Annotated in this window: 21 protein-coding genes and 1 riboswitch; of the genes, 4 read left to right on the top strand and 17 right to left on the bottom strand. The window is 30.2% G+C overall.

Going from position 1 to position 20,335, the window contains the following annotated elements:
- Positions 1-115: 115 nt before the first annotated feature.
- Positions 116-192, bottom strand: a riboswitch (ZMP/ZTP riboswitch).
- Positions 193-362: 170 nt separating this feature from the next.
- A complete protein-coding gene (locus tag CLVI_RS12905; RefSeq protein WP_106060536.1) occupies positions 363-725 on the top strand; it encodes an ACT domain-containing protein in 363 nt (120 codons plus the stop codon).
- Between the two features lie 67 nt (positions 726-792).
- On the opposite strand, the gene pyrE is transcribed toward CLVI_RS12905, so the two are convergent.
- From pyrE to CLVI_RS12840, 14 genes are all read right to left on the bottom strand, one after another.
- Positions 793-1,467, bottom strand: coding sequence for an orotate phosphoribosyltransferase (gene pyrE, locus CLVI_RS12900; protein WP_106060535.1), 675 nt, complete (start codon positions 1,465-1,467; stop codon positions 793-795).
- A gap of 12 nt (positions 1,468-1,479) precedes the next feature.
- Entirely contained in the window at positions 1,480-2,376 is an 897-nt protein-coding gene (locus CLVI_RS12895) for a dihydroorotate dehydrogenase (protein WP_106060534.1), read from the bottom strand.
- A gap of 22 nt (positions 2,377-2,398) precedes the next feature.
- Positions 2,399-3,142 (bottom strand): dihydroorotate dehydrogenase electron transfer subunit, encoded by a 744-nt coding sequence (locus CLVI_RS12890; RefSeq protein WP_106060533.1) that lies wholly within the window; start codon positions 3,140-3,142, stop codon positions 2,399-2,401.
- 14 nt (positions 3,143-3,156) lie between these two features.
- Positions 3,157-4,026 carry an orotidine-5'-phosphate decarboxylase gene (gene pyrF / locus CLVI_RS12885; RefSeq protein WP_106060532.1) on the bottom strand — a complete coding sequence of 290 codons (870 nt, stop codon included), beginning with the start codon at positions 4,024-4,026 and terminating at the stop codon, positions 3,157-3,159.
- A gap of 11 nt (positions 4,027-4,037) precedes the next feature.
- Complete coding sequence (locus CLVI_RS12880) at positions 4,038-5,234, bottom strand: dihydroorotase (protein ID WP_106060531.1); 1,197 nt, start codon at positions 5,232-5,234, stop codon at positions 4,038-4,040.
- Positions 5,235-5,257: 23 nt separating this feature from the next.
- On the bottom strand, positions 5,258-5,695 hold the full coding sequence (locus tag CLVI_RS12875) for an aspartate carbamoyltransferase regulatory subunit (RefSeq protein WP_106060530.1): 438 nt from the start codon (positions 5,693-5,695) through the stop codon (positions 5,258-5,260).
- Positions 5,696-6,616, bottom strand: a complete 921-nt coding sequence (gene pyrB, locus CLVI_RS12870; RefSeq protein WP_106060529.1) for an aspartate carbamoyltransferase — start codon at positions 6,614-6,616, stop codon at positions 5,696-5,698.
- Between the two features lie 264 nt (positions 6,617-6,880).
- A complete protein-coding gene (locus CLVI_RS12865; protein ID WP_106060528.1) occupies positions 6,881-8,734 on the bottom strand; it encodes an HIRAN domain-containing protein in 1,854 nt (617 codons plus the stop codon).
- An 86-nt stretch (positions 8,735-8,820) separates the two neighbouring features.
- Positions 8,821-8,979, bottom strand: coding sequence for a hypothetical protein (locus tag CLVI_RS17520; protein ID WP_170065670.1), 159 nt, complete (start codon positions 8,977-8,979; stop codon positions 8,821-8,823).
- Between the two features lie 110 nt (positions 8,980-9,089).
- On the bottom strand, positions 9,090-9,869 hold the full coding sequence (locus CLVI_RS12860; RefSeq protein WP_106060527.1) for a serine hydrolase: 780 nt from the start codon (positions 9,867-9,869) through the stop codon (positions 9,090-9,092).
- 119 nt (positions 9,870-9,988) lie between these two features.
- Positions 9,989-11,089 carry a 6-phosphofructokinase gene (locus tag CLVI_RS12855; protein ID WP_106060526.1) on the bottom strand — a complete coding sequence of 367 codons (1,101 nt, stop codon included), beginning with the start codon at positions 11,087-11,089 and terminating at the stop codon, positions 9,989-9,991.
- A 303-nt stretch (positions 11,090-11,392) separates the two neighbouring features.
- The gene (locus tag CLVI_RS12850) at positions 11,393-12,247 is read right to left on the bottom strand and encodes an undecaprenyl-diphosphate phosphatase (protein ID WP_106060525.1); all 855 of its coding nucleotides are present in this window, start codon (positions 12,245-12,247) and stop codon (positions 11,393-11,395) included.
- 95 nt (positions 12,248-12,342) lie between these two features.
- On the bottom strand, positions 12,343-13,449 hold the full coding sequence (locus tag CLVI_RS12845) for a hypothetical protein (RefSeq protein ID WP_106060524.1): 1,107 nt from the start codon (positions 13,447-13,449) through the stop codon (positions 12,343-12,345).
- A 72-nt stretch (positions 13,450-13,521) separates the two neighbouring features.
- Positions 13,522-15,285, bottom strand: coding sequence for a tetratricopeptide repeat protein (locus CLVI_RS12840; RefSeq protein WP_106060523.1), 1,764 nt, complete (start codon positions 15,283-15,285; stop codon positions 13,522-13,524).
- A 168-nt stretch (positions 15,286-15,453) separates the two neighbouring features.
- Here CLVI_RS12840 and CLVI_RS12835 point away from each other — a divergent pair, with 168 nt between their 5' ends.
- Together CLVI_RS12835 and CLVI_RS12830 are read left to right on the top strand one after the other, a co-directional pair.
- Positions 15,454-16,812, top strand: a complete 1,359-nt coding sequence (locus tag CLVI_RS12835) for a Mur ligase family protein (protein WP_106060522.1) — start codon at positions 15,454-15,456, stop codon at positions 16,810-16,812.
- A gap of 19 nt (positions 16,813-16,831) precedes the next feature.
- Entirely contained in the window at positions 16,832-17,569 is a 738-nt protein-coding gene (locus CLVI_RS12830) for a type 1 glutamine amidotransferase (RefSeq protein WP_106060521.1), read from the top strand.
- Between the two features lie 45 nt (positions 17,570-17,614).
- Here CLVI_RS12830 and CLVI_RS12825 read toward each other — a convergent pair whose 3' ends face one another.
- Entirely contained in the window at positions 17,615-17,839 is a 225-nt protein-coding gene (locus tag CLVI_RS12825; protein WP_106060520.1) for a hypothetical protein, read from the bottom strand.
- 236 nt (positions 17,840-18,075) lie between these two features.
- On the opposite strand from CLVI_RS12825, the gene CLVI_RS12820 reads away from it, so the two are divergent.
- Positions 18,076-19,389: a D-alanyl-D-alanine carboxypeptidase family protein gene (locus CLVI_RS12820; protein ID WP_106060519.1), complete on the top strand. Its 1,314-nt coding sequence runs from the start codon at positions 18,076-18,078 to the stop codon at positions 19,387-19,389.
- 80 nt (positions 19,390-19,469) lie between these two features.
- Here CLVI_RS12820 and CLVI_RS12815 read toward each other — a convergent pair whose 3' ends face one another.
- Positions 19,470-20,078: a methyl-accepting chemotaxis protein gene (locus tag CLVI_RS12815; protein ID WP_106060518.1), complete on the bottom strand. Its 609-nt coding sequence runs from the start codon at positions 20,076-20,078 to the stop codon at positions 19,470-19,472.
- A gap of 60 nt (positions 20,079-20,138) precedes the next feature.
- A partial coding sequence (locus CLVI_RS17890; protein WP_170065669.1) for a transposase domain-containing protein occupies positions 20,139-20,335 on the bottom strand: 197 nt, incomplete at its 5' end.

Raw genomic sequence — 20,335 nt, 5'->3', positions numbered from 1 at the left:
ATAATATTTATCACTATTACCATAAACTTATTATAACATATTTTTCCTATCAATTAAATAGTTTTATAAATATTTAATTGAAATGTTATTAGCTATAAAAAAACGACCGCCTGAGCACTTGTGCCCAGACGGTCGGCTTTCTATAGTCATACTTCATGTGGTTACCCACTTCCGTCAGTTATATGACTAGTAATTAACATCAGTATAATATTTATAAGTTACATTGTCAATAATGCAAATTCAGGTATTATATTCACTCACTTTATAAAGATATTCTAATTATATACATTAATATCAAATTAAAAGTTATAATTAACCTATAAATTATCTACAAACATAAAAAATACATCAGGAGGTAAGGTATGAACTTAAAAATTTTAAATTATGAACTATCAGTTTGTAAAATCAACAATATTTCAGAAATTAATTTCAATGATGAACTTTTTTTTCTTGGAAAAACTGATCAAGAACTCTCTTTAGTATGTAATACTAAATTTGTTCCTCAAAAATGTATTTCATGCGAGAATGGTTGGAAAGCTTTACGAATAGAAGGGGAGTTAGATTTTTCTTTAATAGGAATCATTTCAAAAATATCAACTCTTTTAGCTATTAATGAAATAGGAATTTTTGTTGTTTCAACTTTTAATACAGATTATATTTTAGTTAAGTCAGATAGTTTAGATAAAACAGTTAGTGTATTAGAGAAAGAGGGATATATATTTTAACCCATATAAAAAGGTGCCACCAATAATTAAATCTGGCGACACCTTTTTATAAATTTTATTTATATTTTTACTTAGCTCCATATTCCTTATAGTAATCATCAATTCTAGAATTTATCGCATCATCAATAATCACATTACCATTAATCTCTTTATTATAAAGATATTCTCTAACCTCAGCCATAGTAACTATAGCACAAGTTTTAAATCCAAACTTTTCTCGAATTTCAGTTAATGCAGATTTTTCACCTTGTCCTCTTTCCATTCTATCAACAGAAATTATAAGTCCAGCTACCTCTACCTTGCCTTGCTGATTTAAGAGAGGCATAGTTTCATAAATTGAAGTTCCTGCAGTTGTAACATCCTCAACTATAAGAATCTTATCTCCATCTGTTATATTGCTTCCAAGGAGTATTCCTTTGTCTCCATGATCCTTCACTTCTTTTCTATTTGAACAATAATTAACATCAATTCCATACATATCTGATAATGCAATTGTAGTAGTAACGCTTAAAGGGATTCCCTTATAAGCTGGTCCAAATACTACGTTGTAATCTTGTGGAAAGTTTTCCTTAATTGCTGTGGCGTAGAATTCTCCTAATTTTTTAAGTTGACTTCCTTTTCTATAGTTTCCTGTGTTTACAAAGAAAGGCGTCCTTCTACCACTTTTAGTTACGAAGTCTCCAAAAGTTAAAACTCCACATTCAATCATAAATTCTATAAAATCCTTTTTATACTGTTGCATTTTTAATTCCTCCTATATAATTCCTACTATTTCATTTATGTCTTTAATTCCTTGAGAGATGCAAAAAGCTTCCATCTCATCAATTATTTCTTTACCTGCCATTGGATTTGCAAAGTTTATAGTTCCAATCTGAATTGCACTAGCTCCTGCCATCATAAACTCTATAGCATCAACGCCTGTAGAAATTCCGCCAAGCCCAATAACCGGTATTTCTACAGCCTTGGATACTTCATGAACCATTCTTAGTGCTATAGGTTTAACTGCGGGGCCTGAAAGACCTGCATATACATTTTGAAATATTGGTTTTCTCTTATATATATCTATAGCTAATCCCTTTAGAGTATTTATTAAACTTAAAGAATCTGCCCCAGCTGCTTCACATTTAAGAGCCATATCAACTATATCTTCTGCGTTTGGTGATAATTTAACCATAAGAGGTTTCTTGCTTATCCTCTTAATTTTCTTCACGAATTCATAGGCTACATCTGCCTTAATTCCATAAGCCATTCCTCCAGCCTTAACATTTGGACATGAAATGTTAAGTTCAATTATCTGAACAGAAGTATTGTTTAACTTTTCTATAGCTTCAGCATAATCATCAAAACATCCTCCACCAACATTAGCTAAAATGTTAGTTCCAAAAAGTTCCATGTTAGGAAGTTCATTTTCAATAAATCTATCAATACCTGGGTTATTAAGTCCAACTGAATTCATCATTCCTGATGGAGTTTCAAAAACTCTTATTCCATCATTACCTTCTTTTTGATTAATAGTTAATCCCTTAGACGATATTCCTCCAAGGATTCCTACATCATAAAAATTGTTATACTCTGCACCAAAACCAAAAGTTCCTGAAGCTGCTATAACTGGGTTTTTAAAATCCACACCATTTATATTTACCTTTAACACATACTTTTCCCCCTTGGTTTTTTTATAACTCTACATAGTCCCCATCAAAGATTGGGCCATCTTTACAGCTTCTCTTATATCCATCCTTAGTCTTGCAAGTACATACTAGACAAGCACCTACTCCACATGCCATATGTTTTTCCATGGAAAGATATATTTTAACATTCTTCTTTTTACACATTTCAACTACTGCCTTCATCATCATTTCAGGTCCACAACACAGTACTGTATCATATTCCTCTGGCTTAAATATTTCAGTTACAAATCCCTTATGTCCATGCTTTCCTGTATTAGTTGTCACATCTACCTTATTTGCATATTCTTTAAGTTCTTCTATTAAATATACCTCATCTCTAAATCCTGCATATACATCTATAATTTCCTTGTTATTTTTTTCTCTAAGTCTTTTTGCCACTTCAACCATAGGTGCAGTTCCAATACCACCAGCTACAATGGCAACTTTGCCTAGTTCTTCTTCTAGATTAAAACCATTTCCAAGAGGACCAGTTAAGGCTATTTCCTCCCCTGCTCTAAGCTTTGAAAACTCTTCAGTTCCCTTTCCAACTACAGCATATAAAAAGGTTATTTCGTTACCTGTCTTTTCACAAATACTTATTGGCCTTGGAAGTAAGGTTTGACCATCTAGTTTAAGCATGTAGAATTGTCCAGCCTTAATAGAATTTTCATCTTCACATACAAGCTTAAAAATTCCATCCACTATTTTTTCATTTGAAAGTACCTTTGCTTTTTTATATGTAATACTCATATATACCCCCTTATCTACAGATTCTTTACAGCTGTATTAATTTCATCTCTCATTCTTATAGTTTCTTCTCTAGCACAGATTGCAAATTCCTCCGGTCTGTTTTCCTTCTTATAAGCTAATAATATTCCTCTTGAAGAATTTACGACTCCACCATTGCCATTATTCAAATACATAGCAACATCTTCAGCCTTTCCGCCTTGGGCACCATAACCTGGGATTAGAAAAAACATAGAATCAAATCTCTTTCTTATAGCTATACCCTCTTCAACATGAGTACAACCTATAACCCCTCCTAAGGGATGATATCCACAATCTGAAATTAAAGTTTTCCCCATTTCCATTAACTTATCTCCAACTATACTATATACTTTATCACCAGAGGTTGTATCTAAATATTCTATATCCTCAGCACCCTTGTTAGAAGTTCTAACTAAGCTAAATATCCCCTTCTTTCCAGTTTCCATAAAAGGCAGGTATGGTTCTATACTATCCATTCCCATATAAGGGTTTAGTGTAATAAAATCAGCCTCAAAATCTCCTTCAAAGTGGGCCTTAGCATACATCTTTGCAGTTGCAGCTATGTCCCCTCTCTTTATATCAGCAACTATTATTGCATCCTTTTCTCTTAAAAGTTCTAGAGTTCTTTTATAAGCCATCATTCCTGAAATTCCTAAAGCTTCATAATAAGCAATTTGCACCTTAAAGCAAGCTACAACATCAAAGGTTTTCTCTATAATTTGTTTATTAAATTCAACTATAGCATCCTCATCTGATTTACCTTTTTTTATATGCTCTGGTACATATTCTATTGCAGTATCTAGCCCTAGGCAAACTACTCCTCTTTCTTCAACTCTTTTATAAAGTTTATCCATTATTGTACTCATAAAATCCACTCCTATTTTTTATATACTATTTTTCCACCCTTTATTGTCATTTGAACTTCTCCATAAAACTCCATACCTTCAAAAGGTGTGTTATGCCCCTTTGAGTAGAATTTACTTGAATCAACCTTAAACTTTTTATCTAAATCAAGAAGAACTAAATCTCCTTCTTTACCTATGCTTATTGTTCCCTTATTCATTCCAAGAATATTAGCTGGATTTTTACTCATAATTTCACTTAGCTTATTCAAAGAAATAATTTTGCCCGTAACTAAGGTCGTATAGCAAATAGGAAAAGCTGTTTCCAATCCTACCATTCCTGGTGATCCCTTTAACTTTTCTTCAGTGGTATGAGGTGCATGGTCTGTTCCTATGCAATCTACAAATCCATCCTTAATAGCCTTATGTAAAAATTCTACATCTCTTTTTTCTCTTATTGGAGGATTTACTCTATAATTATTTTCATCTCTTGTTAGTGCAATATGATGTGGTGTAACTTCGCATGTTACATTAGCTCCTTTAAGTTTTCCATCTATTACATATTCCATGGAATCCTTAGTTGAAACATGTGACATATGAAGTCTTCCCCCGGTATATTTTGCAAGTTCAACATCCCTTTGAGTCATCATATCCTCTGCAAGTCTCATATCCATATCTGAAAACTCCGAACTTTCGGCATGGGACATAATTACCCAGCCATATTCCTTAGCCTTTTTTAAAGCTTCAAGCATAACTCTTCCATCTTTAACCCCTATACCATCATCTGATATAGCCCTTATCCTTTTATAGTCCTTTAGCTCATCTAAATGTTCTAAAGTCTTTCCATCAAAATTTTTAGTAATGGATAGACATTGATGTATATCTATCAATCCGATTTCCTGCCCTTTTTCTATAACATAGTCTAAAGTTTCCTTACTTGAGCATATTGGATTAGTATTTGCCATTAAACAAACTCCAGTATATCCTCCTGCTACAGCAGCCTTTGATCCTGTTTCTATATCTTCCTTCCAAGTAAGTCCTGGATCTCTAAAATGAGCGTGAGTATCTATAAAAGAAGGCATTAAAACTAAACCCTTTGCATCTAAACAAGGGGCATCCTTTTTAATAATTTCCCTGGAAATTTCCTGAATTACTCCACCTTCTATGTATATATCACCAATAAAGTCTTGACTACAGTCTATAACTCTAGCATTTTTTATTAATAAGTTCATCCATACACCTCCATAAAGTTTTATTAAACTTCAGATAATTTTGTTATTTCATCACAATATTCGCATCTATATGTTCCCTTTTCCGCATCCATCAATACAAATGAATGAGGCACATATTTCTCTACTCCTGTAATACAACTTGGATTTTTACAAATCAGTATATTCTGGACACGCTTTGGTAGAGTTGGTTTAATCTTACCAACTTTCTTACTATCCTTAACTTCATTTATAGTTATAGAAGGTGACATAAGTCCAAGTACTGTATAGTCTATATCATCCCAATTTTCTTTTTCTATCTTAATTATATCTTTTTTCCCTAACCTTTTACTTTCTGCATTCATGATTAATGCTACTGGATCTTCTGATTTATCTAAATTAAGATAATTAAATATCTTTATTCCCATTCCTGCTTGTATATGATCTATTACCAATCCATTTTTGATACTTGTAATTTCTAGCATCTAAATTACCTCCAATAGTTTGCACATTAAGGCCATTCTAACATACATTCCATATTCTGCTTCCTTGAAATAAGCTGCCCTTCTATCATTATCTACTTCCATAGAAATCTCATTTACTCTAGGTAGTGGATGCATTACTATCATATCTTCTTTTGCAATTTTCATTTTCTCTTCATCTAATATGTAACTATCTTTAAGTCTTAAATATTCTTCTTCATTAAAGAACCTTTCCTTCTGTATTCTTGTCATATAAAGAATATCTAATTCAGCTATTACTTCTTCAAGTCTTTCAACTTCTTTAAATTCTATATTATTCTTTTTTATAAACTCTTCTCTTATGTAATCTGGAATCTTAAGTTCCTTAGGTGATATCAAAATAAACTTTGTATCCTCGTATCTTGTCATTGCCTTAATTAAGGAATGAACTGTTCTTCCATATCTTAAATCTCCACAAATCCCTACAGTATGACCCTTTAAACCCATCTTTAATGATTCTATGGTAAGAAGATCTGCTAAAGTTTGAGTTGGATGTTGATGTCCACCGTCCCCAGCATTTATTATAGGAACATTTGAATAAATACTTGCTACTCTTGCAGATCCTTCCTTTGGATGCCTCATGGCAATTATATCTGTATATATTGATACCATTTTTATAGTATCTGCTAGAGTTTCACCTTTTGATGCTGAGCTTGAATTCGGCTCTGAAAAGCCTAAAATCTTCCCCCCTAATCTCATCATTGCGGCTTCGAAGCTAAATCTAGTTCTTGTACTAGGTTCATAGAATAGTGTCGCTAAAATTTTTCCATCACAAATTTTTGAGAATTTCTTAGGATCTTCAATTATTTGATGTGCTAATTCAAAAATTTCGTCTAGTTCTTTAACTGAAAAATCCATTGGATCTATTAAATGTTTCTTTTCCATACGTCTTCACTCCTTCTTAACTTCTTAACTTCTATCAACTAAAATTAGAGGGTTATAGCTTATAAAGGAAAACTGACTCGTATGCACTCACTTATAAGCTAAAAAATGCCTTCCTTTAATATAAAGGAAGGCATAATAATCCTAATGTATAACGGTATTAAATAACTTCCTTATCGATCTCTCTGGACCAAATTAAAGGTTTTTCTTTGGATTAAGAATACCATCTAATCACGTTATTGTCAATATTAATCATATTCTAAATCTTTAATTTATAAACCCTCCGGTATTTTCACCATTTATCATTAATATAGTATCATTTATAGATTCAATTACATCTCTGTAGCTGAGATAAACTCTTATCCTTATATGATTTTTTTCAAGATCATATTCCTTAATCTTACAGAATAAATATTTCCCACCTTTTAAAAGATTCTTTAATATAAAATTATCACATCTAGAAATAAATCCTATAACAAATCCACTCTCCCCAGCTATTTTAATTGCTCTATCATCATAAGGATTATCCTCTTCTATCTGCAAATAAAATAGATTACTCTTTTCAAGTTCCTCCTCTAGAAACCTTCTACTTCTAAATTGGGATCCCGCCACATTAGTTGATAATATATAAATATCTCCGACATGCTCATCTATTTTAAGTTTATCTATGATAATATTTTCTTTTTTTTCATTATTTCCTTTGTATAATAACCTTTCTAATTTTTCCTTTAGTTCATAATTAGGTTCATTATCATAAGCTTTACCGATTAAATCCAGATCCTTTTTAGTAAGCTTATCCTTATACCGTCTAAGAGTTTTTATAGCTTCGTTCCTACAATCATTGGTTTTTGCAGATATACCATTTAAGGCTATTTCTTTACCTTTAGGATATAAAATCCTACTTCCCTTTAAAACTAAAGTAAATACCATCTCATCTAAATAATGACTGTCTAACATATCCTTAGTTATATCTTCTGGATTTCTAGTTAACTCTTCTATATTAAAGTTTTTCTTAAAAAACTCTAATAGTTTTAAAATATCTTCCTTATTTCCACTATTAATTACATAATAGTAGCCCTCGTAATCCTTAGGATCAGCATTTAAATATGGAACAAAATCATTAAAATCTAATTCATATTCATAAAAGTCTGCCATTAATATTATACTTTTACAGTAACCTTTCCCTTCTTTCATTCCATCTAGGAAAATCTTTTCCCATGTTTTCTTCTCCAAAAATTCAGTAATATAATATTCTAAATTTGGATTATTAGAATTTATTCCCTTATCATCAACAATTGCTTGTTTCATTAATAACAAGGCTTCTAAAGAATAGAAATCCTCTCCTATTTCAAAAACCTTAGGGATGTATCTCTCTAAAAATTCATGTTTTGCATTTAGATTACTGTACTCCTGGCCTCTTAGATAATTGCAAAGTAAAGATGAAAATCTTTCTAAATTTTCTTTATCAATATTTTTCATATAATTTTCAAGTTTAATCCCAGTGAATATATAACTAATTAAAAAATCTTCATATTCATCATCCTTATAGCCGTCTTCTAACAAATATAGTATTATATCATCCTTTATCATTTCCATATTTGTTATAGCAAAAACTTTAACAACGCCCTTAGAATTTTTAGCTAAATTAAATAGGTAAGAATTGTATCCTTTAAGATTTCTAATGGTATTCAGTAAATAAAATATATACTCTCCACTCTTAGAAAAGGTTTGAACTACCTCTAATAATTTTTCGTTTGGCAGATAATTTTTAGCTAAAATTAATCCAAGCTTTACCTCCCATGGTCTCTCGCCTTTATATATTAAATTATTAGTTAACTCTATTAACCATTTTTCTTCAATTATATCTTCCTTCACTAATAGATTTAATTTATTACTTATAGAATTCATGTAATAAATTAAAGGGATTTTTTCTAGACTAGAATTAAATTTAAAATTATCTTCATTATATATTAAGAGAATTTCATTTATTAATTCTTGTGCTAGTTCTAATTCCTCACCAATGGATATATTTTCGTATGAATATAAATATAACAGTTCAAAGTTTCCTGAATTTGCATCCAACGCTTTTGCTTCCTTAATTTCCTCAAATATTCTACTCATTAAAACACTCCTCAAGAAACTTTTTATCTTAAAATTAACTATGCACAATAATAGTTTTACTATTTGTATGTCTATTACGAAATAACTTAATTACTATTCCCTTTGTATCTGTCTGCTGAATCTGTTTTTGAATCCCTTTTTATTTCTTTATGTGCTTTATCATTACAATCAACTAAATTTTCATTTTTTTTTATTTCCTCATTTCCAAGGTCTATATGCTTTGGTTCTATCCATGAATCCTTCACAACCTCACCCCCTTCATTAGATTTTTATTCTAACTATTTATAATATATTACAAATTTTATATTCAAGAAAAAAAATGACTCCTAGTTCCCTAGGAGTCATAATAGTTAATTTAATGCCAGTTATTCTGAATGTTATCCCACATCATCTTTCCACATTTTGCTAATGTAACTGTCCCATAGACACTATTGGGTATTCCTGTTGATAAAACGGTAAATACAAAGGTGCCCTTTTGTAATTGTATTAATGCTGTATCATTTTCCACACCTTTTTTATCTCCTGTTTTACTAGAAATTTCAAATTTTAAGTCATCAGGGATATATAATGCAAGTTTATTTTTAATTTGCTGCCTTCTTAATATATCTATTAACATAGTACTATTTTCTTGAGTAAGATAGGTACCTTTATACAAATGTCTCCATATTATAGAAAGATCATAAGCAGTTGTTATATTTTCTATGTCACTTTTCTTTATTCTCTCATCACTTGTCTTTCTATTTAATATAGTATTTTTAATCCCCATATCTTGTATGTTTTTGTTAATATTATCCATTCCAACAATATCTATAATTTTATTTGCAGCTGTATTATCACTTTGAATAAGCATAGCAACTAACAATTCAAATACAGTATAATCTCTAGCATTAAATTCATGAATTATTCCTGTACCATAAACCTTGTCACTAGCACTTATTGCTATTTTATCCATAAACGTAACTTTTTCATCCTCAACTGCCTTTATTAATGAGACTGCAATCGGTAACTTCATACACCCTGCTGCTATTAATTTAACATTTTCATTATACCCATAAATAAATCCACTTGCTAGATCCTCAAAGAAGAATCCATAAGTTCCAATTCTTGATTCTAAATATTTTTTTATTTCTTTCATAATACCCTCCTGTAACGTAGACAATATATTTCTATCCGCAATTATATCATATTGTCTTAAAATTTAGAAGTCTTATTGTAAGAGAAAAACACTAATTCCAAGAATTAGTGCTTTTGTTGTTAATCCCCAAAAGACGTTCCAATCTTTTTCGCAATTGTAACTAATTCTCCATCTGGATCTACTTGCTTAGTTTTTTGACCTATAACATTCTCTAAACTATCAGAAACTATTTTATTACCCCTTAGACAGACCATTTCACCGAATTTACCCTCATTAATTAATTCTATAGCTGCTACCCCATATCTAGTTGAGAGAATTCTATCGAAGGTTGATGTAGTTCCACCTCTTTGTATATGCCCTAAAACTGTACATCTAACTTCATGATCTTCTATTAATCTCTCCAAATCATCTGCTAGTTTATTCCCTATACCTCCAAGTCTAATTGGATCAGGACTATCCTTAACAATCTTAGATACTACTACATGGCCATCTTTAGGTTTAGCCCCCTCAGCTACAACTATAATAGTGAATAATTTGCCGTGTGTTCCTCTATCTTCTATTTTCTCAATTATCTTATTTATATCATATGGAATTTCAGGTATTAATATTACATCAGCTGAGCCTGCAATTCCTGACTCTAGAGCTATCCATCCAGCATTTCTACCCATTACTTCACAAATCATTATTCTATGATGTGATTCTGCTGTTGTATGAAGTCTATCTAGTGCTTCAGTCGCAACATCTATAGCTGTATTGAATCCAAAAGTAACATCTGTTGATGCTAAATCATTATCAATAGTCTTTGGAACACCTATTACATTAACTCCTTTTCTAGAAAAATCTCTAGCTGAAGTTAAAGTTCCATCACCACCAACTATGATTAATGCGTCAACACCTTCTTTTTTTAAATTCTCAACAGCTACATCAGATACATCCCTCTTAACCCTTTCACCATTTTCTTCTACTTGGTAATCAAATAAATTATCTTTATTTGAACTATAAATTATAGTTCCACCTCTATTTAGAATTCCAGATACCGCATCAAGTGTTAGAGGAATAAAATCATTATTATATAAGCCTCTATACCCAAACTTATAACCTATAACTTCATATCCACAAGTTAATATTGCGGTTCTTGTTACAGCCCTTATTACAGCATTCAGCCCGGGGCAATCACCACCACCTGTTAATATAGCAATTTTTTTGATTTCTTGTGTCATTTTGTTAATCCCCCTCTATCTGTATACTATAAGATAATTGTTTGTATTTTCTTTATTTTCAAACAATTTAAGGTAAAAAAATATATAAACACTTACCAAAAGACAATTTTCATGATAATGTTTACAACGTGCTCCTCATTACTGTCTTCTCTATATATTATGATATCATACTTTTAATTAACTTAAAAGTATTTTATCTCAATTGAATTACCTTAAAAAACTAAAATTGTCTTATTAATCTATAAAAAAACGAGTCCATAATAGTAGACTTTATATCTATTATTATGGACTCATTATAAATCTTTATGCCAAAGATATTATCTTAGTAAATACTAAAATAGCAAGTAATATTCCAACTGCTACTCTATAAACAGCAAATACTCTCATTGGTCTCTTCTTTAAGAAAGCTACAAACTTCTCCATAACTACTAAAGAAACAATAAAAGCAACTATAAATCCAACTATAAGTGCAACCCAATTTGTTGCATTCATTAGGGCATAGTTAAATTCAAAAAGATCTTTTCCTGAAGATCCTATCATAGCAGGAATTGCTAAGAAAAATGAAAATTCAGCTGCTATAGGAGTGGAAATTCCTGCAATCCATCCCCCCATAATAGTTGAAGCACTTCTTGACATTCCTGGCCACATTGAAAGCACTTGAAATAGTCCTACAATTAATGATTGCTTAGGAGTTATTTGATCTATATCTTTAACTGCATGTTTTCTTTTTCTAAATAAATTTTCTATTATTATTAATAAAATACCCCCGACAATAAATCCAACTATTACAGCTTCTGGTGTAAAAAGAGTCTTTATCTTGCTATAAAATAAAACTCCTACAATTCCAGCTGGAATGGAACCTATTATTACATTAATTCCAAATTTAAATCCTGTTTCTCCATCTTTACCTTTAGAAAATATATACTTAAAAAATTCTATTACGCTGTCTTTAATCTTCTTCCAGTATAAAACTACTACTGCCAAAATAGCTCCTAGTTGAATTACAACTTGAAACATATCTGCAAATGGACCCTTAAAGTCTATTGCATGCCCAACTAAAATCATATGACCTGTTGATGATACAGGTACAAATTCAGTAAGCCCTTCTACTATTGCTGTTACAATAGCTTTAAATATAAAAATCAAATCCAATCCCAATATTACCACGCCTTTTCTTTTAAATTTTGGTTTAATTATACTTATTATAAATATGCTTGTCTATTGATTTAATAGTTTTAATATATTATTAGTAGTTATTTATTATTCTCAATAACTATTTTACTAATAACATTTACACCATCTAAAGAAAGCTCTATATCATTTGTACCCTCTTTAATCTCTATATCTTTATATTTTTCAAATTTCTCAAAACTCTCTCCATTTACCCGTAAATAGGCTTTATCTATTACAGCGCCATCTTTAAATCCCGCTACTACATAACTAATTACAGTAGTTTCTTGAACAGGTTTCTTCATTAATATTAAATATGCCTTTGTATCTTTACCCGTTGCTTTATCAGTAGGATTCATTTCAAACAAACTTTTACTTGTAGTGAAAATGGTAGGTTTAATAAATTCAGAATCTTTTTTAAGATGTATATCCTCAGTATCTTTGATATATGTAATATAACTATTGCTATTTTCCATAGGCAAAGTATTGTCTATAGCTATAGTATAAGAGGATAAATATTTATTCAGCTTTTTTCTAAAATTATTTTGAGTATCATTTCCTATATAAATTATATCTTTTATTTTTTCATCAATAACTTCCGTAGCTGATAATGGGTTATTTTCTTTTTCAAAATATCCTTCATCTCTAAAATCAATCATAATCCACTTTTTATATTCCGGGCTCCAATATTCAACTACATAATAACTTGGAATATTTTCGAATTGAGGATCCTCTTGTCTAAATTCACCTATTCTACTTATAAATCCAGATGCCAATAAAACATCTCTTTCAATATAGGCCATATCTCTGCCTGATACCTTTTTATTTGTTCCTTTTTCTTTTAAAATACCATTTCCATTTAAGGATATTGAATCTGCTACATCATCATATTCAATAATATCATTTAATATTTCTGTAGTTTTTAAAACCTTTTCTTTTTCATCTACTACCTTAGATACTATTTCCTGTATATTGTATGTTTCATTTAATGCTTTAAGATTTGTACTACTATCAAGTGCATTTTCTTCCATATAAAATAAGTTAATATTATTTTCATTGTAAACATTTTCCCAGGTTGAAACTAATAACCCCTTATTAGTTTTAAAAAATTTCATATATAATAAGCTACATCCAACTACTACTAGTACTAATAATAATATTCTAGCAATAGGTTTCTTTGTTTTCTTCATAGTATGCCTCCATCCCTTTATAGATAGAGAAACTAAGACCTTATCTCTTAGTCTCTTAAATGTTTAGTATATCTAATATAACATTTGCAATTCTGGTTTTGTAGCATTTGATTTATTATCATTATAGTCTTTTAAATATTGTTTAGCCTTTTCATAGTTAATAGTAATTGTACTTCTAGTTTCTGAATCTACATTATTATCCATTTTTTCATAGGCTCCTAATAGATTGTCCACACCTCTTTCTATTTCATCTGTATTAGAAAGATAATAACATCCTGCATTATTTAATGCCATTATATTATTATTGTCTATTTCATAGGCTGCTCTTATTTCCTCTATAGAATTATCCATTTTTTTATTATTAAAATAGATTACACTTAAGGTGTTATGATATGTAATTTCATTTCCTTTTAGTTCAATAGCTTTTTTCAACTGAACTATTGCTTCTTCTGACTTATTATTATTTAAATCAGATAATGCCATACTATAATAGATAGTATCGTCCTTTGGATTTAACGCAACTGCAAGATTGTAATATGGATATGCTGTATTTATATCTTTAGCAGTACTATTATAATAATCTGCAATATTTGAAATCAGCCTAGAATTAAATGGTTCTTTTCTTAATGCTGTTCTGAAATAAGGTTCTGCCAACTCAACTTGTTTCTTCTTTATCATAATATCCGGCATTAATACCGCATAATTATCCAAATAGTCTCCATTCTTAAGTATACTTTGTTTACATGCTTCAAGAGCCTTATCGTATTCCTTGTTATCAAAGTAATACTGACTTTCAATATTATAATCTACATAAGTTTTTTCTTTTTTCCCAATAATACTTTTCATTATTGCATCTGACTCTTCTGTGTTCCCAGCATTCTTTTCAATTTCAGCTGAAATACTACTAAACATACTATTTCCTAGGTCTTCATCTTTAAGTTCTTCTATAAGCTCTATACCCTTATCTGTTTTGCTTTCATCCATTGAATAACATTTAGCAAGCCATACCTTGTAGACTTTTTCTTCTGGATTTTCTTCTGAAAGTTCAGTTATTTTATTAATTGTATCTTCCATATTCCCTTCTGCCATTTCTTCTATAATATCAAAAACTTTAATTTCATCCTTATTTTTATTCCACGAATCTTTTAAATTACTAAAAGCTACATCATAATTATCAACTAACATATTCATTTTTCCATATAAAGCCAAATCATATGATGCTTTCTCATCAATATTATAATTCGTCAAGATTTCTTTTGCTTTTTCCTTATTGCCATTTGTTAAATATATTGCAAAGAGTGTTCTTTTCAACTCTTTATCATCTTTGTTATCTTCCAAAAATACTTCTCCATATTCTAAAGCTTTTTTATAGTCCCCATTCATTAATGCGGTAAATGCTATGTAATTACCTAATTCTCCATCTAAATCCTCATATTCGGCTCTACCTTGTTCATCTATAATCTTATTTCTTTTTTGAGAGGCTTCATTTAAAAGTCTATTAGAAATTTTATACTCACCCCTAACAGAATAAACATCTGCCTCTTTCACTAAGTTTAAAGGCCATTCCTCTTCTTCTTGAAGCTTAGTATATTCCTCAATTGCTTTATCATATTCTTTTTCATAGAAGTACTGTTCAGCAGGATTTTCAGTAATACTAGTTACAACAGCTGCATCACCTTGAGCACTCTTGCACATAGCTATAACTGAAACTGCAAATAACATTACTAAAAACATTGCTATTGCTGACTCTATTTCGGGGTTCTTATTTATAAATTTTCTATATGTACTCCCATCATTTCCACTTTTCATTTTATCATCGTTTAAATCTTTACTCATAATCTCTCCCCACTCCTTGAATTATAAATGTATACATGCCTATAATGTTAACATTCTTATAGACAAAAATCTACTAAAAATGCATTGATGGTAAAAACATGTTTGTGTTATACTTAATGATAAAGTTTATAATTAGACTATAAATATATTTATAGATCATTTAAGGTGGTGATTAAGATTAATATAAAATCAATTATTAGTTTATTGGCAGGTAAAACGACTATTTTTTTGTCTAAGCATCTATTTAAAGGAGGAAGTACATTTCCTGGAATGGTAGCACTAAAGTTTGACAAACAAATCTTAAAGGTAATTGCTAAAGACTATAGGGTCGTTTTAGTTACTGGTACTAACGGTAAAACAACTACTACAAGCATGATTGCGAATATTTTTAAAGAAAAGGGATATAGTGTTATAACAAATAGTACTGGTGCTAATCTTTTTCGTGGTGTAGTGTCCTGTTTCATAGATAACTATAGATTTTTCAAAAGCAATTCTGGAAGATATGCAATTATTGAAGTAGATGAGGCAAATGTTAAATTTGTTACTGAATATATCAATCCAGAAATAATTACTATTACTAATCTCTTTAGAGACCAACTTGATAGATACGGCGAGGTATATACTACTTTATTGAAAATACTTGAGGGAATAGTAAAAGTTCCATCTACAAAGTTAGTTTTAAATGGTGATGATTCTTTATTTGGTAAATTAGATGTTCCTAATGAAGCTATATATTTTGGATTTAATAAAACCTTAACGGATGAAACAGCTATTGATGTTAATGCTGATGCGAAATTTTGCAAATTTTGCAAGTCACCTTACGAGTATAATTTCATTACTTATAACCATTTAGGTGATTATTATTGTCCTAATTGTAATTACAAAAGATCTGATTTAAAATATGCTATTGAAGATATTTTAGAAGTAACCCCTACGAATTCAACAGTTTTAATGAACGATGCAAAAGTTACAATTAGTCAATCAGGTCTTTATAATATATATAATGGATTATGTGCATTCGCCATAGGAAAAGAAATGGGAATTGAAGATGATTTAATTGCAGATTCATTAGGTAAACAAGATTCCAGTTTTGGAAGACAAGAAGAGATTATTGTTGAAAACAAGAATATTAAAATAATCCTTGTTAAAAATCCTGCTGGCTATAATCAAGCCTTAGAGACTCTTTCATTAAATACAGAAGATTTTTCCACATTATTTATGTTAAATGACAACTACGCAGATGGCACTGATATTTCATGGATTTGGGATGTAAATTTCGAACAATTATCTCATCTTCCAATAAAAGATGTTTTTGTTTCTGGTAATAGATTATACGACATGGCATTAAGACTTAAAACTGCTGGGCTTAAAACTGATTCCTTTATAATAGAAGAAGATTACAACTCATTAACTGAAAAAATAAAGAAATCAACCACAGATAGAATTTATATTTTAGCAACATATACAGCTATGATTAATTATAGAAAGCATCTCTACTCAAAGGGGTATATAAAGAAACTTTGGTAGACAATAGGAGGAAAATATTATGGAATTAAATATTTGCCATCTTTATCCTGATTTATTAAATGTTTATGGTGATGTAGGTAACATATTAATTTTAAAAGCCAGAGCTGAAGCGCGTGGAATTAAGGTGAATGTTATTGACGTTTCCCTTAAAAACGATTTTAAAAGTGAAGATATGGACATAATCTTCTTCGGCGGTGGCCAAGACTATGAGCAATCAATAGTATCTGAAGATTTAAAGGATAATAAAAAAGAAGAATTAACTAAATATATAGAAGATGGGAAGGTCCTTTTAGCAATATGTGGAGGGTACCAACTTCTTGGTAAGTATTATAGAGCTCCTAGTGGCGAAAGACTTGAGGGCCTTGGATTATTAAACATGTATACTGAAGGCGGAGATAATAGATTTATAGGAAATACTGTTATATATAATGAAGAAACAGATGAAACTTATGTTGGATTCGAAAATCACTCTGGTAGAACCTATATAAATGATTTAAAACCTCTTGGAAAATGTATTTATGGCTATGGCAATAATGGAGAGGATGGATATGAAGGCTGTATCTATAAGAACACCTTCTGTACATACTTTCATGGTTCCCTTCTTTCAAAGAACCCTGAACTTGCAGATAGAATGTTAAAGCTTGCTTTAGATAAAAAATATGGAGATGTACCCCTAACTTCTCTTGATGATGATTTTGCACTAAAAGCTAAAGAAAGCATTCTTAATAGATTTAAATCTGAAAACTGGAACAAATAAAAAAAGATCCCTAAGGGATCTTTTTTTTATGTTTATGTCTTATTTTTATGTACAGCTCCTATGAATAACTCCAGCCATCTCATCTGAAATAGGAGTTAACTTGTCTCTTAAAATCCCATCTTCCTTTTTCGCATAAAAATAAAGGTCATCTCCAACCCTACACCTAATATGCTCATTCTTTAATATTTTATACTTTTTCCCATTGTAATCTTGACCAATATAATAATTGCTTTTTTCGTCTTTTATTATGCATCTAAATGTATCTCTCAAAATTATTCCTCTTCCCCTATTCTTTTATACTTAAATACTTAAATACAGTATACCATATTCTTTAAAAATATATACTACATTTTTTATCATATGTAATTAAATGTTAGTTATTTCCAAATATTTCCCTTCTATATTTTAATAATATTTTTACATTTTATTTATTATTGTTATTAAAAAAAATAAATGCTATAATTAAAATGTTTTCAAAAAATTTTTAAGAGATGGGGAGATAAATTGTGACAAAAAAAAGAATAATTAAAACCCTTGCATTAGCCCTTTCCATATCTTTATTAGCGCCTTTTGCTAGTAAGGTTATTGCAAAGGAAAATGCAGTAGAACCGACAATTGTTTCACAAGCAGCTATAGTAATGGACTATGACACTGGTGAAATAATTTACGAGAAAAATGCTAATGATAAAATGTTTTTAGCTAGTACAACTAAGCTTATGACTTCATTATTATTCGCAGAAAAATTCAATAAAACTGACTCAATTACATACACCGAAACTGCAAAGGCTCAACCACCATATTCATTAGACTCTAATTATATGAAAACTAATAATAAAGAAATGACAGTTGGTGATACCTTATCCGCAGATGTAGTTATGAAGACTCTTTTACTTTACTCAGCAAATGACGCTGCTTATATGGTATCGGATGCTGTTGGTGGTGACACTGCAAACTTTTCTAATTTGATGAATGCTAAGGCAGAGGAGTTTGGACTTACTGGTACTCACTATGAAAACCCTAATGGCCTACCTGGATCAGACGGTTCAGACGTTAACTACTCTACGGCATATGAATTAGCTGTAATTACGAAAAAGGCCTATGAAAATGATTGGATACGAGAAACTTTAATGATAAAAGAAGGCGATAAAGAAGCTACTGTTACTCTTCCTCAAGACACTATAATTAATCTTATAGTTAGAAATGAAGAACTTGGTAAAAACGGTAATATCGGTGGTAAAACCGGCTTTACAAATGAAGCTGGAAATTGTTTTGCTGGTGTCTATGAAAGAAACGATAAAAAGTATATAGGTATCGTTTTTAAAAGCGGATCAAACCAATTAGATAAAACTAGATTCCCTGAATTAAATAGCATGATGGACTACAGTACTTCTGTTGATAAGGTAACTTACAAAAAAGCAGGAGAAGAAGTTGGTACTACGGATTTAGAATACAAATTATTTAGATTCTTTGGACCTACAAAAACAATTACTGCTCCTATAATTTTAAATGAAGATGTTAACTTATATGATAATAAAATAAATAATAGTGAAGCTGAAATCATTTTGAATTCAAGTGAAACTAATGCTTGGAAAGTTGCCTCACAAGATGAGACACCTTTAGAAGTTAAAGTTAAAGGCTTTACTTTAGAAGTTAATGGTAACGTAGAAATTAGTGGACTTGATCTTATTAAAGCTAATGCAATAATCTATATTGCCGCTCTTGCTGTAATAATAATTATAGTTGTATTGATATTATTTATTATCAAAATGATGAATAACAGAGGTAATAAAAGATCTAGATATAAAAGAAGAAGATATTAATAAAAATGTCCTAAAGTAAAATTAATTACTTTAGGACATTTTTTTGCTAAAAATAAATCCTTAGCTCTACGAATATGTGTCTATTTTAACTTAAATTTAGAAACATCATCATTTAAATCTTTTGACAAATTCTTTAATTTATTAGCATATTCTGAGAACTCATCTGTTGAAGCTGCAACTTCTTCACAAGAAGCTGTAACCTCCTCTGTTCCTGCAGCAGTTTCCTCTCCTATTGCTGATAGGTTTTGTACCTTTTCAACGACTCCATCCTTCTTAGAATTGGCTTCATTGATTCCCACAGCTACTTCTTGAACTTTTGTATTTAATTGTCCAATAGAAGTAAGAATGCTATTAAATATACTTTCAGCAGCTTTTACTGTTTCTACCTGACTATTAACACTATCAGTAGTACTTTTAACTTTTTCAACAGCCTTCTTAACTTTCTCTGAAACTTCATTTATTATTGAGTCAATATCTTTAGCTGATTTTGCAGTTTGTTCTGCAAGACGTCTTATTTCATCTGCTACAACTGCAAAACCTTTTCCAGCATCTCCGGCCCTAGCCGCTTCAATAGCTGCATTTAATGCAAGAAGATTTGTTTGTTCAGTAATTTCTGCTATTGCATTATTCATAAGTCCAATATTATTTACGCTAGAAACCACTTCTGAAACAACATTCTCAACTTCCAAGGTATTCTCTTTGTAAGCGGTTAATAACTCGTCACGTTGACAGTCATTAACCGATTATTTTCAATCCTTTTTATTTAAATAGCATTCAGCAGGAAGATTACTCCATGGAAATAGTGATTTAAATAAATCCGGATCATTTTTGAAATCCATATTAGGAATTTTCTCAAATAGAAAAGTTAAATATTTCATTGGGTTTAAACCATTTTCTTTGGCAGTTTCTACAATACTATAGATTGTTGCGCTTGCCTTCGCACCGC

Source organism: Clostridium vincentii (assembly GCF_002995745.1).
Lineage (GTDB): Bacteria > Bacillota > Clostridia > Clostridiales > Clostridiaceae > Clostridium > Clostridium vincentii.
This window is presented reverse-complemented; position numbering and strand designations above follow the sequence as displayed.

Excerpts from the sequence above, each read along its gene's own strand:
- CLVI_RS12905 (WP_106060536.1), top strand. The coding sequence starts at position 363 with ATGAACTTAAAAATTTTAAATTATGAACTATCAGTTTGTAAAATCAAC.
- pyrE (WP_106060535.1), bottom strand. The coding sequence starts at position 1,467 with ATGCAACAGTATAAAAAGGATTTTATAGAATTTATGATTGAATGTGGA.
- CLVI_RS12890 (WP_106060533.1), bottom strand. The coding sequence starts at position 3,142 with ATGAGTATTACATATAAAAAAGCAAAGGTACTTTCAAATGAAAAAATA.
- pyrF (WP_106060532.1), bottom strand. The coding sequence starts at position 4,026 with ATGAGTACAATAATGGATAAACTTTATAAAAGAGTTGAAGAAAGAGGA.
- CLVI_RS12880 (WP_106060531.1), bottom strand. The coding sequence starts at position 5,234 with ATGAACTTATTAATAAAAAATGCTAGAGTTATAGACTGTAGTCAAGAC.
- CLVI_RS12875 (WP_106060530.1), bottom strand. The coding sequence starts at position 5,695 with ATGCTAGAAATTACAAGTATCAAAAATGGATTGGTAATAGATCATATA.
- pyrB (WP_106060529.1), bottom strand. The coding sequence starts at position 6,616 with ATGGAAAAGAAACATTTAATAGATCCAATGGATTTTTCAGTTAAAGAA.
- CLVI_RS12865 (WP_106060528.1), bottom strand. The coding sequence starts at position 8,734 with ATGAGTAGAATATTTGAGGAAATTAAGGAAGCAAAAGCGTTGGATGCA.
- CLVI_RS12860 (WP_106060527.1), bottom strand. The coding sequence starts at position 9,869 with ATGAAAGAAATAAAAAAATATTTAGAATCAAGAATTGGAACTTATGGA.
- CLVI_RS12855 (WP_106060526.1), bottom strand. The coding sequence starts at position 11,089 with ATGACACAAGAAATCAAAAAAATTGCTATATTAACAGGTGGTGGTGAT.
- CLVI_RS12845 (WP_106060524.1), bottom strand. The coding sequence starts at position 13,449 with ATGAAGAAAACAAAGAAACCTATTGCTAGAATATTATTATTAGTACTA.
- CLVI_RS12840 (WP_106060523.1), bottom strand. The coding sequence starts at position 15,285 with ATGAGTAAAGATTTAAACGATGATAAAATGAAAAGTGGAAATGATGGG.
- CLVI_RS12830 (WP_106060521.1), top strand. The coding sequence starts at position 16,832 with ATGGAATTAAATATTTGCCATCTTTATCCTGATTTATTAAATGTTTAT.